Annotated in this window: 13 protein-coding genes and 1 tRNA gene; 12 read left to right on the top strand and 2 right to left on the bottom strand. The window is 48.3% G+C overall.

Translation table 11 applies throughout. The features are described from left to right. The first annotated feature begins 24 nt into the window (after positions 1-24). Positions 25-747, top strand: coding sequence for a C40 family peptidase (locus tag HXT39_RS04945; RefSeq protein ID WP_103013929.1), 723 nt, complete (start codon positions 25-27; stop codon positions 745-747). A gap of 141 nt (positions 748-888) precedes the next feature. Next, positions 889-1,914, top strand: a complete 1,026-nt coding sequence (locus HXT39_RS04940) for a universal stress protein (RefSeq protein WP_004105206.1) — start codon at positions 889-891, stop codon at positions 1,912-1,914. 668 nt (positions 1,915-2,582) lie between these two features. Here the strand turns inward: HXT39_RS04940 and HXT39_RS04935 are convergent. Together HXT39_RS04935 and HXT39_RS04930 are read right to left on the bottom strand one after the other, a co-directional pair. Then, positions 2,583-3,884, bottom strand: a complete 1,302-nt coding sequence (locus tag HXT39_RS04935) for a glycosyltransferase (protein WP_041160472.1) — start codon at positions 3,882-3,884, stop codon at positions 2,583-2,585. Positions 3,885-3,995: 111 nt separating this feature from the next. Beyond that, positions 3,996-4,415 (bottom strand): OsmC family protein, encoded by a 420-nt coding sequence (locus HXT39_RS04930; protein ID WP_103013930.1) that lies wholly within the window; start codon positions 4,413-4,415, stop codon positions 3,996-3,998. A 151-nt stretch (positions 4,416-4,566) separates the two neighbouring features. Here HXT39_RS04930 and HXT39_RS04925 point away from each other — a divergent pair, with 151 nt between their 5' ends. The 10 genes from HXT39_RS04925 (at position 4,567) to HXT39_RS04880 (ending at position 15,401) form a co-directional block, all read left to right on the top strand. Beyond that, positions 4,567-5,439 carry a thymidylate synthase gene (locus HXT39_RS04925; protein WP_102155384.1) on the top strand — a complete coding sequence of 291 codons (873 nt, stop codon included), beginning with the start codon at positions 4,567-4,569 and terminating at the stop codon, positions 5,437-5,439. A gap of 44 nt (positions 5,440-5,483) precedes the next feature. Further along, complete coding sequence (locus tag HXT39_RS04920) at positions 5,484-6,119, top strand: dihydrofolate reductase (protein WP_102703392.1); 636 nt, start codon at positions 5,484-5,486, stop codon at positions 6,117-6,119. A 46-nt stretch (positions 6,120-6,165) separates the two neighbouring features. After that, a complete protein-coding gene (locus tag HXT39_RS04915; RefSeq protein ID WP_102703393.1) occupies positions 6,166-6,717 on the top strand; it encodes a low molecular weight protein-tyrosine-phosphatase in 552 nt (183 codons plus the stop codon). Between the two features lie 151 nt (positions 6,718-6,868). Next, a complete protein-coding gene (locus HXT39_RS04910) occupies positions 6,869-8,236 on the top strand; it encodes a dipeptidase (RefSeq protein WP_076002670.1) in 1,368 nt (455 codons plus the stop codon). Positions 8,237-8,444: 208 nt separating this feature from the next. Further along, positions 8,445-9,083 carry a DUF3043 domain-containing protein gene (locus tag HXT39_RS04905; RefSeq protein WP_004105197.1) on the top strand — a complete coding sequence of 213 codons (639 nt, stop codon included), beginning with the start codon at positions 8,445-8,447 and terminating at the stop codon, positions 9,081-9,083. Between the two features lie 177 nt (positions 9,084-9,260). Further along, complete coding sequence (locus tag HXT39_RS04900) at positions 9,261-10,034, top strand: DUF4191 domain-containing protein (protein ID WP_076003139.1); 774 nt, start codon at positions 9,261-9,263, stop codon at positions 10,032-10,034. 442 nt (positions 10,035-10,476) lie between these two features. Next, positions 10,477-11,085: an ECF transporter S component gene (locus tag HXT39_RS04895; protein ID WP_004105192.1), complete on the top strand. Its 609-nt coding sequence runs from the start codon at positions 10,477-10,479 to the stop codon at positions 11,083-11,085. 54 nt (positions 11,086-11,139) lie between these two features. Beyond that, complete coding sequence (locus HXT39_RS04890) at positions 11,140-13,827, top strand: ATP-binding cassette domain-containing protein (protein WP_102703394.1); 2,688 nt, start codon at positions 11,140-11,142, stop codon at positions 13,825-13,827. A gap of 314 nt (positions 13,828-14,141) precedes the next feature. Then, positions 14,142-14,214 (top strand) — tRNA-Arg (locus HXT39_RS04885). A gap of 173 nt (positions 14,215-14,387) precedes the next feature. Beyond that, positions 14,388-15,401, top strand: coding sequence for an Abi family protein (locus HXT39_RS04880; protein ID WP_103013931.1), 1,014 nt, complete (start codon positions 14,388-14,390; stop codon positions 15,399-15,401). Positions 15,402-15,811: the final 410 nt, after the last annotated feature.

Below are 15,811 nucleotides of genomic sequence, written 5' to 3'. Positions count from 1 at the left end.
CCCAGATGATACACTACGGAAAGTATGCTAAAACAAAGTAGAATTTTCTCAGTTTTTGTATCAGCTGCCGCTGCAGCTTCAATGCTTACTGTTATGGCGCCATTCGCCATGGCAGAGTCTTCGCATGAGCTTTCCGAGTCAGCTGTCACTTCTACGCGCGCATTTCCAAAGGTGACGAATGTGCCTCGCGATATTTTAACTGAATCTACTTCTACTGATGTCGATACAAATTCTCATTGGGGTGGCATAGAAAGCTTGAATGTACCTCAAACTAAGACTCCTAGCGAACAAGCTGCTGAAGTGGCACGCCGTGCTTTTGCTGGAAATGCTGCTGCAAGCCGTTCTGGTTTCCGCAGTGGTGTTGAGCAGGTTCCTCTTGCTTCTGTAGTTCCTCCTGACGATAAGTCTGTTGCTTCTCTTTTGAATTTTGCTACTCAATTCTTAGGCAAAGTTCCATATCGTAGCGGTGGCAATACTCCTGCTGGATGGGATTGCTCCGGTTTTGTGCAGTATGTTTTTGCTAGTGTTGGTGTTTCGTTGCCTCGTACTTCTGGAGCGCAGGCAACTGTTGGAACCCCAATCCCAAGTTTGGCTCAAGCGCAGCCTGGAGACATTATCGCGAATGCGCAGCATGCTTCTATTTATGTTGGTAACGGCATGGTAATTAATTCGCAGTTTGCTGGTACTAAGTACGATCCTATCCGCTGCGTGTTCCCAGGCGGATACTCTATTCGTCGCGTTCTGTAGTTTCTATAGCTTCTGTAGAGTTTCTGTAGTCATATATCGCAAAACTGGCCAACACTCAATCTAAAATTACGCTACAATAGTATTTACAAGTTGTGCGCGAGTGACGCTGCTGTCGCAAGTGCAAGTATGAGGAGGTTGGCAATGATCCCAGAAAAAGCTGTATTGGTTGGAGTTGACGGCTCACACGCGAGCTATAAAGCGGTTTGGTGGGCTGCAAATTACGCAAAGCATGCTGGGTTGCAATTGCAAATTGTTTGCGCTTATTCGTTGCCAAGTTATGCTGCTGTTTCTTTTGATGCCACTTACACTGCGATTGGTGACGATAATGCAGCTCATCACGATGCACAAGAAATTCTATCTAAAGCAAAAGCTGTTGCTCTTGAGCAGGGTGTTGACGCGACTACGCTAATTGTTACGGGCGATCCTTCTTCGGTTTTCGTGGAGCTTTCTCGTAACTATCAGCTTATTGTGATTGGCAATCGCGGCAAAGGTGGCTTGGCAGAGCGTTTGCTCGGCACAACTAGTTCTTCGCTTCCAGCTTATGCGTATTGCCCAATTGTGGTTGTGCCTTACACTGACGATGACGGTCAGCGTATTCATTTGAATAATACGATTACGCGTGTGGCTGTTGGCTCTGACGAGTCGAAGTGGGGGCTTAAAGCTCTTGAAATTGCGGCTGATTTGGCGGATAGCTGGCATGCTGAGCTTGATGTTATTTCTGCAGTGCCAAGAGTGCAAGGTGCTGAGGGCGATACCGCTGTTATGGGCTCGTACATGGAGGATCTTGAGGAGCGCGTGAAGCCAATTTTGCAGCGTTTGCCGGATTTGCAAATTCATCGAACTGTTGTGCCTGGTTCTGCTGTTGAAGCTTTGACTCAAGCTAGTTTGAATCATGATCTTGTGGTTGTTGGTTCTCGCGGTCGCGGTGGCTTTACCGGTTTGCTGCTTGGCTCGATTAGCCAGGGATTGTTGCAGCATTCTTCGAGGCCTGTGTACGTTGTGCCGCGCAAGTATGTGGAATTTAGTGCAGCTCAGGTTGCGGCAGCGCAAAAGCAGCATTCTGAAGCGTCTATTGACGATATTTCCGGAGTGCATGAGGTTGATGTGCCGAAGGCTGGTAAAGAAGCTGCTAAGGAGATTGAACAAACAATCGATCCGCTGCGATAATGCAACGACTGCTTGGGATAACGCTCGCGTTGCTGCGACGACCTGCTTGAGCGCAGCACAGCGCGCGCGAAAGCAACTCGGAGCGCCGAGCTTGCTTAGGGTTGAAAGCACGGTGTGCTTTCAACGCAAGCGAGGTCTGCCTTCGTCTCGATTGACGAAGGCAGGACAGATTTGTGTGGTTATGCTTTAGAAACTAGGTTGTGTTTTGTGTGCGCTGACGACCTGCTTGAGCACTGAATTACTAGCGTTGAGTTGCTTTCTGCGCGCGTGTCTCATTTTGCCCATTTTGAGACACTGGTGCAGATGAGTTACTGCGTTATTGTCTCTGTTTGGTTGTTTTCGGACATTAGTGCAGATTGCGTACTGCGTTAGGGTCTCATTTTGCTTGTTTTGAGACATTCGTGCAGATTGCGCTCGCGCTGATTACGCTCGCGCGCGAAACTCGCGTTGGAAGTCCACTGGACTTCCAACTTAAGCGAGTTTCCGCTCCGAATTGCCTTCGCGCGCTAAAATCGCAGCGCGAAAGCAGGTCGTCGCGCTGCGCGCGTGTCTGAAGACCGGCGTAGTGAAACATTTGCCGGAGTTTTTACTGGCGTTTGTTGTTGGTTTTGCCGAAGCTGACCACATTTGCCGGGGATTTTATCCCACATTTGGAGCGCGCAGGTCATCTAGTCTTGCGGCTTTTGCGGCTCTTGCGACTCCGCTTCAGTATTCTCGCGCTTTTTCAGCATAAAACGCGCGCGTCTGGCATCTCGCTTAGCTTTCTTTTCAGCGAGCTTCTCTTTGTTCATCTCGATTGCGCGCTTGTAAATCTTAAGCAGCTCAAGTGCTTGGCTCTTAAAATCGTTATTTTTCGAATACTCGAGCACGTTCGCCTTAAGCTGAGCCTGCTCAGTCTCGCTCATATTCAAAACTTTACTAAAAACAGTTTTAAAATCTTCCTTAGTATCCCACTGATACCCGTTTTGACCGCTGATAATCTGCTTCTCATTCGGTACATCATGCTTTACAAGCGCAAACAGACCGGAAGCCATTGCTTCTAACATCGAAAGTGAGTGCATTTCGGAAAGTGATGCGGTTGTGTAGTAGTCCATTGCGTGCAAATACTTTGGAATTTCCGTGTGAGCAATAGGCCCAAGCAAGCAAATTCTGTCGTCAAAACCATTATCTGCCACGCGCTTGCGCAACGATTCCAAATCAGGACCGCCGCCAATAACAAATAAGCGCGCTTTTTCGCGAGGAAAATCGCAATACATAAAGTTGTCAATTAATTCTGAAATATTTTTTTCAGCACCGATTCTACCAACGAAAACAAACAGCTTAGTAGAGTCAGAAACGCCATATTTTTCGCGGAAAGCTTTGCGGAATGCAAGTCGTTCAGGTGTTGGTAGGAACTTTTTATATTCCACAGCGTTATTCAGCACAATCACTTTTTTATCAACCTTCTGACGGTCAATATATGCCTGTGCTTTAGGAGACATGCTCGTAATAATTGTGGCATTTTTCGAGAATCGCATAAAATATTTCGCCGAAATATTGCGAGAGAACTCAGTAAAATGCTTTAAGCCAATGTAAAACAGGAATTTATCGTATTCCGTGTGAAGCGTATAAATAACGGGAATATGCTCTTTTTTTGCTACTTCCAAGCCGATTTCGCCAATACCAAATTCGTTTTGAATATGAATAACGTCCGGCTTAAATTTAAGCGGCAGCTGCTTTCGCATGTGACCAATCGGAAGGGCAACGCGGTATTTGTAAAGCTTTTTAAGCAATATGCCTGGAACGTAAACAACTCCATCTTCAAGCTTGGTTTTGCGCTGTTTTTCGGAGCCGACCGTGACTACTAGCACTTCATGCCCGAGCTCTTCATACATCTTTTTGAGCATGTAAGACTGTGTTGCGACGCCATTTATGTACGGTGGATACGTTTCTGTAAAAATAGCGATTTTCAAAGTTTCCTCCGGTTGCATACATGCATGCGTAGCGTCATTATTGCGCAAATATCTTGTGTACTCAATTGTGCCACACGTGGTGAATTTTAGTGCAAGTTTAGTGTGATTTTTCGCGACTTTTGGCTTATCCTAGCGTCGAACCGTAACGTTTACGCTTACTTTCGCCCCATTTTCGAGCGTATGCTTAACCGTGCAACCCCTGGAAATATGACGTTCCATGCGCTCTTTAAGCGCGGCCGCATCTTCCTGGCTGAGTGCAGGTTTTGCGCAAGTTGCGTCAAGAGTGACGTCTTCTTGAAAACGCAAGTACGTGCCTTCTTCCGCGTCGTACGTGCCGTTTACCACAACTCGCGCGCCGGCACCTTCGCCAACCGCCTGCTCAGCCGCGTACTGGCTGCTAAGCGCGGTGCAGCCGGCTAAAGCGATTTGCATTAATTCAACCGGGTTGAACATGCCTTCGCCGTGACCAAACTTCAAGCTCACACCGTCGTCGCTGTGTGCTTCCCAAGTGCCGTCCTCGTTGCGCTCTACCCATAATCTTCTAGACATTTTTGCTCCTTTGCTGTAGTCGTATTTGTTCATGTTATCGTAAGGATTGTAACTTTGCGTTCAATTGCAGAAGTTAGCGTTTTGCGCGGTAGGCATATGGTTTTACGAGCGCGATTCTTTAAATTTATTAGCACTTTGTTAACATGGCAGCATGGCTTTAACAGAAGAAGAACTTGCCGCAATTCGCGCGCGCGTACCACAAAAACCGCTTTCCAGCATCCCAACTCCTTACGAGGATTTAGTGCGAAAAATCCTTACGGAAGGCACTTTAAAATCAGATCGCACCGGCACTGGCACAATCTCACTTTTTGGTCAGCAAATTCGCTTCGATATTAGCAAATACTTCCCGCTGATTACCACGAAAACCGTGTTTTTTAAAGGACTTGCGTACGAGCTGCTTTGGTTCCTTAAAGGCTCGAGTAATGTGCGTTGGTTGCAAGAAAACGGCGTTCATATTTGGGACGAGTGGGCGGACGAAAACGGCGATTTGGGCCCTGTTTACGGCGTGCAGTGGAGGAGTTGGCCGGCTCCGACAGCGGAAAATCCAAACCGCACAATCGACCAAATCGCAAACGTTCTGGATCTTATGAAGAATCACCCAGATTCTCGCCGCATGATTGTTAGCGCTTGGAATCCTGCGGAAGTTGAGCATATGGCGTTGCCACCATGCCACTCGCTTTTCCAGTTCTACGTTGCCGACGGCAAGCTTTCGTGCCAGCTTTACCAGCGTTCTTGCGATATGTTCCTCGGCGTGCCGTTTAACATTGCGTCCTACTCGCTTTTGACGATGATGATGGCTCAGCAGGCAGGTTTGGAGCCGGGTGAGTTCGTGTGGACGGGCGGCGACTGCCATATTTACGACAATCACGTTGAGCAGGTGCTTGAGCAGCTTTCGCGCGAGCCATACCCGTATCCGCAGCTTGAAATTCGTAAGGCGGATTCGATTTTTGACTACGATTACAGCGATTTTAAGGTGATTGATTACAAGCATCATCCGACGATTAAAGCGCCGGTTGCTGTGTGATAATTGCGAATTATTTTGCTTGATTTAGCGTGTGAGGTGCGTATATGGCAAACAGCGTGTCACATAATTTCCCTGTGCGACTGATTTGGGGCGAGGCTTTTGGTTTGGACGGCAGGCCCGGCGCGATGGGCGTAAACGGAGGCATGCCGTGGCGACTTTCGCCGGATTTGCGCTATTTTAAGGCGATGACTATCGGTTGCCCTGTGATTATGGGTCGCGGTACATGGGATGCGATGCCGCCGAAATTCCGTCCGCTTCCGGGGCGCGAAAATATTGTTGTTACGCATAATCCTGATTTTGTGGCGGATAGAGCGCGTAGTTTTACTAGCATTGATGCGGCTTTAGATTATGCGCGCGAATGGCTGGAAAATAGGGAAGTGCTGGAAAGTCAGGAAAGCGTATCTCAAGACTCGCCTTTAGACGGACGAGCAATCTGGGTTATTGGCGGAGCTGCGATTTTGCGCGAAATGCTTGCGAATTATCACGCAGACGCAGCTTACGTAACGCAAATTGAAGCGAAAGTTGCAGCGGACACATTTGCTCCGAATATTCATGCATTAGTTGATGCAGGAAAATGGCATGTTGCGCGCGAAGGCGAGTTTGAGGAAGCGCCGCTGAAAGTTGGTAGCGAAAGCAATCCTGCACGATACCGGTTTATGGTATATGAGCCTGCTCAGTAAACGAGAAATCGCAAAGTAAACGAGACAGCAAAATAAACGAGGAAATATGACTGAAGAATCAAGCAAAATCAAGGTCGACGCGCGTCGCCCATACACTGTTATGACGGTTTGCACAGGTAATATTTGTCGCTCGCCAATGGCGGAAATTGTGTTGCGCAACGAGTTTCAATTGAGGGGATTGGGTGACGTTGTTGCCGTGCGTTCCAGTGGTGTAAGCGACGAAGAGTACGGAAATCCGATTGACCGTCGCGCGCAAAGGGAATTAACTAAGCGCGGATATGGGCTTCCTGCTTCGCATTTTGCGCATCGAATTGAAGCGGATGAGATTGCGGAAACGAACCTGTTTTTGCCTATGACGGCTTCGCATATGCGCTCGCTTTTGCGTTTGTTGCCGCCGCAAAAGCGCGAACTTGTGCATATGTATCGCGCGTTTGATCCGTCGCTCCCTAAACCGCAGCCTGGTCGCGAGATGTTGCTTGACTTGGCTGATCCGTGGTACGGAGGTCCTCGCGAGTTCGAAGTTGCGATGGATCAGGTTGAGCAGTGCGCGCCTTACATAGTTGATTGGGTTGCTGCTCGCATTGAGAGGGTTAACTAAAGTAAGCGCTCCAAATGTGAGGTAACGTTCGCGCTATAAGCGAGCACTTATAGTGCGAGCGTTTCCTCGTGTTTGCGGACATAGTTTAAATTTGTAGGTATAGTTTTACAGGTATCAATTACCGCTCTGTTACTTTTAGTTGGGAGGATTTATGGCAGGTTTGGCTGTCGAAGACGTGCGCGCTCGCGTGCAAAACGCCTGGAATGATGTAGTTTCCGTGTTGAATAAGAAGATTTCGCTGGCTGCGGTTTCTGCTAAGGGTATTGCCGGCGAGCATATGCAAAAGTCCGCGCAATACGTGGCTGGGGTATTGCGTGAGGTTGGTATTGACGCGCGCGTTGAGCAGTCCACGAATCCGGACGGCACTCCGGGGGCTTTTGAAGTGGTCGGCTCTCGTATCGTAAACCCAAGTGCGCCAACGGTTTTGCTGTACGCGCATCACGATGTGCAGCCTGTTCCGGACCCATCCGAGTGGAACACAAACCCATTTGAAGGCACAGAGCGCGACGGTCGCCTCTACGGACGCGGCTCAGCTGACGACGGCGGCGGAATCGCAATTCACTACGGAGCTTTGCGCGCACTAAGCGACGATTTGCGCGTAAATATTAAGGTTTTCATCGAAGGCGAAGAAGAAATGGGCTCGCCAAGCTTCATCCCGTTCATTGAATCGCATAAAGACGAGTTCGAATCCGACGTAATTATCGTTGCCGACTCCGGCAATTGGTCCGCCGAAATCCCAAGTCTTACAACGAGTTTGCGTGGAAATACCGACGTGGATGTAAGGGTTAAAGTACTTGGTCATCAAGTGCATTCTGGACAGTTTGGCGGTCCGATTTTGGACGCTTACACGCTCGCTTCCATGCTTATTGCCTCGCTTTACAACGAAGCTGGCGACTTGGCAGTTCCTGGAATTGAAGCACAGGAACCGGTTGGCGGTTTGCAGCGCGATTTGGACGAAGCACAAGTGCGCGCCGACGCTTCCGTGGTCGATTCTTATAAGCTTGCAGGCACCGGTTCTCTCGCCGCGCGCATGTGGACTAAGCCAAGCCTGACGGTAATCGGCATGGACGCACATCCTGTTGAGGGCAGTTTTAATGTGATTGCGCACGAAACTAAGTTGCGTCTTTCGCTTCGTACCGCGCCTTCGCAGCGTCCGGAAGAAGCGCAAAAAGCGTTGTGTGACTTCTTGGTATCTCACGCGCCTTTTGGTGCGGAAGTTACTGCAGAGCCGATTGATAACGGCATGGGTTGGGCAATGGATCCGGATGCTGTTGCAACGAAGGATGCGCTCGCTTCTATGCGCGATGCTTTCGGCGTGGAGCCGGTAAACAAGGGCGAGGGCGGCTCGATTCCGTTTATTCCTGAGCTTCAGCGCATCTTCCCGAAGGCGCAGGTGCTGGTGACGGGTCCGGAAGACCCTAAGTCTAATGCACACAGCCCGAACGAGTCGATTTCGCTTTCTGGTTTGCGCGGAAATATTGTGACGGAAGCGCTGCTTTTGGATCGATTGGGCGAGTAATTCTGGCTAATTTTGCGCGAAGGCGGCATAAACTTTGCAACGCTGTAAAGTTTCTGCCGTTTTTTGATATGTACCCCTTTTTCTTTACATGCGCGTAAAGTTTCTGCCGTTTTTGTGGCGATTCTCGACCGAAATTTTACGTTACTGTAAATTTTCTGCCGTTTCCGCCGCGTCTGCATGCGTCTAGTCTGTTGAGTAATCTGCAAACATGACATGGAATCCATTTGCAAAGAAAACTGCCAATAATGAGGGCGCGTCTACTCCTTCGTTGCAAAAGAAAGTAGCGGATGCAGAATCGTCCGTAGCGACGAAATCTCGCGAAAAAAACGCGCCAACTCCTAAGCGCAACGCTGCTCAGGCGCAAAAGCTTCGTCCACTAGTGCCGGCAGATCGCAAGGAAAGTGCAAAACGCGCACGCGCTCGTCTTCGCGAATCTGAGAATTTGCAATACAACGCAATGCGCACTGGCGATTTGGCGCATATGCCAAAAATTGAGCAGCTTCCGTGGCGTGTGTATATTCGCGATTACGTGGATGCTCGAATTAATATTGGCGAGTTTTTCATACCAGTTGCAGTGCTGATTATGATTTGCTTGTTTGCGCTATCTAAATTTGTGATTGTTTATTTTGTTTTTGCAGTGTTCTTGTACGCGTATTTGTTTGCATCTGTAATTGACATGTTTGTTATGTGGCGTAAGTTGCGTAAGGAGCTGATTCGTCGTTTTGGTGATGTGGCTGTGTCGCGCAAATCGCGTTCCGGCATGTACGCATTCAGCCGCGCTATGCAGCTTCGTCGCTGGCGTTTGCCTAAGCCGAGTAGCGCAAAGCGTGGTAACTGGCCGAAGTAAGTGTAAAAGTAAGTGTAAAAGTAAGTGCACAAGTAAGTGCAAATTTATTAATATTTGCACAAGCTACTATTATTATTTGAGATACTCAAAATAACGCGAATATCATGGGGTAAACGCATGGCACAAGATAAAGCACAAAGCAAATCGCAAGGCGCGTCTCAGGGCGCGACGCAAGGTATGAAGAAGCCTAAGAAAAAGCAGGGCATGTTCTCGCAGATTATACGTATTTATAAGTACACGCATTCTGACGATAAGCAGCTGCCTTTGTGGTTGTCTTGCGCGTTTGCTGCACCGATTTTGGTTGCTGTAATTCTTGGAATTGTATCTCGTTGGTCCATTTTGATGTGGATTATGATGCTTATTACAGCGGCGATGCTTGGTTTGCTGCTGTTTACTGTTGTACTTACGAAGCGCGCAGATAAAGTTGGTTACGCAAAGTTGGAAGGTCGCCCGGGTGCGGCTGCTGGCATTATTTCTGCGATTAATAAGGGCGGTTTTACTTTTCCGCAGCAGCCTGTGTGGGTGGACGCGCGCACGAAGGATGCGCTTTGGCGAGGCACTGGTTTTAACGGAATTTTCCTCGTTGGTGAGGGTAATTACGAGCGTTTAATGCATGCTATGGATCGACAGGAGCACGCTATTAAAAGCGTTACTGCCGGATCTAATATACCTGTATACCGTATTGCTGTTGGTAATGGCGAAAATCAGGTGAAGCTTAAAGAATTGCGCGGAAAGGTGTTGCGCTCGAAGACGCTACAGCCTGTGAAGCACAAGTTTGCGTTGTTCGATAAAATTCATCCGAACCGCCGATTCTTCCTTACTAAGACAGAGCTTGCGATTTTGAATGAGCGTTTGCGCACGTTGCAAAGCAAGAGTGGATTTGGCATTCCGAAGGGCATCGATCCAACGCGTCCTCAGCGCATCAGCCGTCGTGCAATGCGCGGTAAGTAAATTAAGTAAATTTTAGTGTTTTAGCCTTATTGTTGCGTGCGTAAGTGGCGTTTGTTCGTCGCTTGCGCACATTTTTATTGATGCGACGACCTGCTTGAGCGCAGCACAGCGCGCGCGTTTGGAGGGTTGGCGTCGACGCAGTGCCGTACAATCGTCAATCGACACGGGTGCTCTGTGTTATCTCGCTTATGCAAGCGTGAACATTCAGAGCTGAGAGAAAACCGCTTGAACGTGAATCCGGGTAATACCGGCGCACGGAGGTCTGTTTTTCCCGTGCCTGGAGAGGTGTTGCAAGGTTTCTTTGTAACGCAAAGTATTGCATGTAACGCATCACGATGTAACGCGTTTGACGCACAACATCGTAATGTACACATGTAACGCAAAATATTGCATTGCGCACAATGTAACGCATTGCAACACGTAACAAGAAAGGCACATTTTTATGTCAGAAGAAAATTATCAGTCCAACATGCAGTGGCGTGTTGCAGACATCGCAGTTGCTTCCGTAATTGGCGTTGTTTCTGCTTTTATTTATTGGGTTGTTGCCATTTTTAGTGAGGTTCCATGGACTGCGCTAAACAGCATTCTTCCAGGTTTTGCAGGTCTTATTAACGGTCTTTGGCTCTTCGCTGCTCCTTTGGCCGCAGTAATCGTGCGTAAGCCGGGTGCTGCTATTTACGCTGAAGTCGTAGCTGGCGTGCTCGAAGCTTTGATGGGCAATCAGTGGGGTGGTGCTGAAACCTTCGCTATTGCAGTGGTTCAGGGTCTGTTTGCTGAAATTGCGTTCATTATTTTCGCTTACAAGAAGTGGAATTTGAACACAATGATTCTTTCCGGCGCATTGACTGGCATTGGTTGCTGGGGTTACACCTTCCTCGGTAAGTTACAGGCTGTTAGCGTATTCGGCAAGTATGGTCTTCCATACTTCGCCAGCACAGTGGTTTCCGGAATTGTGTTTGCTGGTGTTTTAATGTGGTTCTTGTATGTGGGAATCGCTAAGACCGGCGCGTTGGATCAGTTTGCGTCCGGTCGCGAAATACGCGAAAAATAGCGAATAACGTATTAAGAAATAACTAAAATCTATCATTGCCATAAAGGATTTACTATGCCTGATGCTACTCAATCGCAAGAATCTGAAACTTTCCTTCCAACAGATTTAAGTGATCGCAAGAGTATCAGCAACGCTAGTGACGCAAGTAGAGCTAGTGATAACGCTTCTAACGCAAGTAACGCTGAACTTCGTTTTGAGAATTGGGGTTATCGTCATGCTTCCCGTCGCGCTTTTGCTGTGCGCGGGTTGGACCTCACGATTAAGGCGGGGCAGCGCGTGTTGCTGCTTGGTGCATCAGGCATCGGTAAATCCACGATTTTAAGCGGCGCGGCAGGTCTTATTGGCAATGATTTTGTGGCGAAAAATAGCGCAAAATCCCAGCAAACCACTCTCGTCGAAGATGCCGATGGTGGTGTGAGCGAGGGTTGTGTTTTGGTTGACGGCGTGCCGGTTCGACGTGCGCGCGGTCGCGTTGGTTTGGTTTTGCAAGATCCGGATGCACAGGCGATTTTCCAGCGTTTGGGGGATAACGTTGCGTTTGGTCCGGAAAATATGAACGTTCCGCGCAACGAAATTTGGGATCGCGTGCGCAAAAGTCTTAAAGAAGTTGGGTTGGATGGCTTGCAATTGCATCGCTCAACTTCGCATTTAAGCGGCGGTCAGATGCAGCGTTTGGCGCTTGCTGGCGCGCTCGCTATGCAGCCGAGTGTGCTGCTTTTGGACGAGCCGACTGCGAATTTGGATCCGGATGGCACGCAGCAGATTGTTGGTGCTGTGCGCGCGGTTTTGGATTTGACGCACGCCACGATGGTGCTTGTGGAGCATCACGCGGAGCCGTGGATTGACATGATTGACCGCGTGGTTGTGCTTGGGCTTGAGAATGATGAAGCTGCGAACGGAAAAGCTGCGAACAACGAAACCGTTCACGATGACGATATTGCGCGCGTGGCTTCTTCGCGCACAGTGATTGTGGCGGACGGCACGCCAGACGAGGTGTTTAATCGCACCGATTTGGACTTTGAGGATCTGGGTATTTGGCTTCCGGAACGCTACAAGAAAAACGTAAAATCTTCTGCAAATGAATCTTCCGTAAGTAATTCTTCCGCAAATGCAGAATCTTCTGAAAAATATTACGAAAACTGCGATCCAGCAGAAGGCTACGGAGAAGTGCTACTTTTCACGAAGGACCTCGCAATCAGCCATAATAGCGAGCCGATTGCGCGTCACATCAATCTTGAGTTTAAAGCCGGACAGATTACGGCTTTGGTCGGCGCGAACGGTGCTGGAAAATCAACGCTTTCGCTCACTTTGGCTGGTCTTTTGCCGGCAGTAAGCGGCGAGGTTGTGGCGAGTGATGCTCTTGCTCAAGGCGCGAATGGTACGGATCCAATGAAGTGGAAGTCGCCTGATTTGGCGAAGCGCATTTCGTACGTTTTTCAGAATCCGGAGCATCAGTTTGCGTGTGGTTCGGTGTTGGATGAGGTTATGTTGGGGCCGCTTCGCACGGGTGTTTCGGCGGATGAGGCGCGCGCGAAGGCTCAGGAGTTGCTGAAGCGATTCCGTCTGGCTCGTTACGCGAAGGCGAATCCGTACACGCTTTCGGGAGGTGAAAAGCGTCGTCTGACTGTGGCGGCGTCGCTTGCTGCGGCTCCGCGTGTGCTGATTTTGGACGAGCCGACTTTTGGGCAGGATCGCAAAACTTGGTTGCAAATTATTCGCTTGATTGCAAGCCTTCGTAGCGAGGGTGTGAGCATTATTGTGGTGACGCACGACCGTGAGCTGGTTGAGGCGTTGGGTGCGCGCTTGGTTGAGCTTGTGCCGGATGCGAAAGCTGAAGCTGCTGAAATGAGTGCTGCTGAAGTGAGTGCTTCCGAAGTGAAATCTTCCGAAGCGCTTTCCGCAACTACCGGCGCAACAGACATTTCGCGTATCAAAGTGAGCGCTGTAAACAATCGCGACGAGGAAGCGAAACTTTCAAGCAAATCGCCGCTTCTCGCGTCAATTAATCCAGTATTTCGCATTTTTGGAGCGTTCGCGGCTTCGATTCCGCTATTTTTTACGCTTGATTGCGTTTCTGCTTCGGTCGCGTTGCTGTTGGAATTTGTGATTTTTGCGTGCATTAAGCTTCCGCCATGGCGTGTGATTCGCCTTTCGTGGCCTGTGTGGGTGGGTGCGCCGACTTCCGCGCTCACTGTGTTGCTATACGGCAAAAGTGGCGGAAATACTTGGTTCCAGTGGTGGCTGATGCATGCTACGGATCGTTCGGCTATGTTGGCTGTTGCAACTTCGCTTAGGATTTTGGCGATTGGCGTGCCGTCGATTGTGATGGTGATTGGGCTTGATGCTACGGATTTGGCTGATGCTTTCAGCCAGGTGCTGCATTTGCCGGATCGATTCGTGTACGGCGGTTTGGCTGGAATTAGGCTGTTTGGCGTGCTGCAGGATGATTGGGCGGCGCTGACTGCGTCGAGGCGTTCGCGCGGTTTGGGTGATGAGCATCGCGTGAGGGCGTTCTTCCCGCAGTCGTTTGCGCTGCTTGTGCTTTCGATTCGACGCTCGACGACGCTCGCCACGGCTATGGAAGCGCGCGGTTTTGGGGGAATTGGTGCGCGTTCGCACGCTCGCGTGAGTCGTGTGCGTGCGCGCGACTGGTGGATTTTTGCTGTGTGCGCGATTGTGCCGTCGGTTGCTGTTGTGGCTGCGCTTTACTTCGGCACCTTCGCCTTCCTTGGCGGCGCGTGAGTTTTTCTATGCGCGCGATGGCTGCTTTTGATAGCGGCTTTTGCTAGCGGCGCGTTATTTCCTTTACGCCGCTGTAAAGTTTCTGTCGCTTTTTGCTTCGCATCCCCAGTCACAATCTAGTTTCTAAAGCACAACCACACTAACCTGCCCTGCCTGCGTCAATAAAGCCGCAGGCAGACCTCGCTTGCGTTGAAAGTACACTGTGCTTTCAACCCTAAGCAAGCTCGGCGCTCTGAGTTGCTTTCGCGCGCCCTGTGCTGCGCTCAAGCAGGTCGTCGCGCATCCTCACTAGCGTGTATACTTTCTCGAGTTGCGGGCCTGTAGCTCAGTGGATAGAGCGTCTGCCTCCGGAGCAGAAGGTCGTGGGTTCGAATCCCATTAGGCCCACTTTTGATTTTCTACTTTTGGTCGTGCCTGTCTATTCGTTGCTTTTCGTGTAGTGTTTTGTAGAATATTTGCATATGCGCTGGTGCATTTAAAGAGTCATCGAATGCTATTGGGGTAGTATTCGCAAAAATAAAAGATATTTATCCATAGTTTGGAAAAGGGGAATACATAGTATGGACAATCAATGCGATTCGGATATAAAGAAAACATGTGCAATTAGTAAATTGCCTGTGAAGCTTTCGTCAATAGATCAGATAAAACATCTTAAGAAGCAAGGTATAACTTTTAACAAACAATCTGAAGATTCTGCAATTTCCTACCTTTCAATCTTCTCATATTATTTTGAGACTTGTTCATATAAAAAATTGTTTAGCAAGAGAGTTGGTGGATCTAGGGATGGCCAGTATATTGACTTGGATTTTGATCAATTATGCAAAATAGAGCAGCTTAATAGGATGTTTCAAATACTTTTGCTTCTAATAACTTTAGCTATAGAGCATGAGGCAAAAGTTAAGTTAATGAAAATGTTTACTGAAAATCCTGAAGAAGATGGATACTCCATTGTTGAAGATTACATGTCTAGTCTTTATAACGATGACCGCAAAATACTAATTGCTGAATTAGAACGACTTAAAGATGGGAAATATAGCAGAGAATCGGCGGCAAAGTATGCAGGTGGAATGCCAATTTGGGTATTTGTTGAAGGTATTACATTTGGAACATTGTTAAGATTTTATCGTTTTTGCGCAAAAAGATGGGGTAGTAGAGAGATGCAGAAGGAGCATCACTTATTGTGCAGGGTAAAATCCGTGCGTAATGCTTGTGCTCATTCTAATTCAATATTGGATGGAATTACTGAAAAGAGTTTTGACAACGTGCTTTTGCTTGAAGAAGTAAGTAAAGCTATTGAAGCTGTAGGGTTCAATAAGCGTGCGAGGCGATCGAATATGTGTAATGCGAAGATGAAAGAAATAGTGATAACTGCATATATGTATAAGAGATTTTTGTCTAGGAATTATCAATGTGATGAATGCGTGAATGATCAAAAAAGCATTATTAGATACATTGCAGGAGGATTTATAAAAAAGGCATCTGAGTACACAAAAGAGTATGATAAAGCGAGTAAATTTAACTCATTGCTTGCTTTTATTTGTACTGTTATTGACAGTTGGATATGTGAAAGATAAAATTGAAAATGCTTGAAAACCTTAGGGTTTTGGGGGGCGGAAGTGCGAGAGTGCATCTGCCCCGATTTTTTTTTGCGCGCAAACGACCTTTCCTTTACACAGCTGCACAGTTTCTGTCGGATTTTCTTGCTGACGCGACGACCTGCTTTCGCGTTGCACAGTATATATAGCATGGCATATAGTGACGAATCTCACACAGTATATAGCGACGAAGCACACAGAATACAGCAGCGCAGCACACAACACACAGAGCATATACCAGCACAGCATATAGTGGTGCGATGCGTGCGTTATAACAACATGTAGTACTTTGTGTGGGAAAGTGGTCGGTTTTTAGACACGCCGAAGACGCGATTTTTGCGTTTTGGCGTCGGAAATTATTCATTATAAATGCGTTTTACAGTAGATTT

Source organism: Gardnerella sp. DNF01159, from assembly GCF_049244215.1.
Classification (GTDB): domain Bacteria; phylum Actinomycetota; class Actinomycetes; order Actinomycetales; family Bifidobacteriaceae; genus Bifidobacterium; species Bifidobacterium swidsinskii.
Note: the sequence above shows the minus strand (reverse complement) of the source record. Positions and strands in the feature narration are given on the sequence as shown.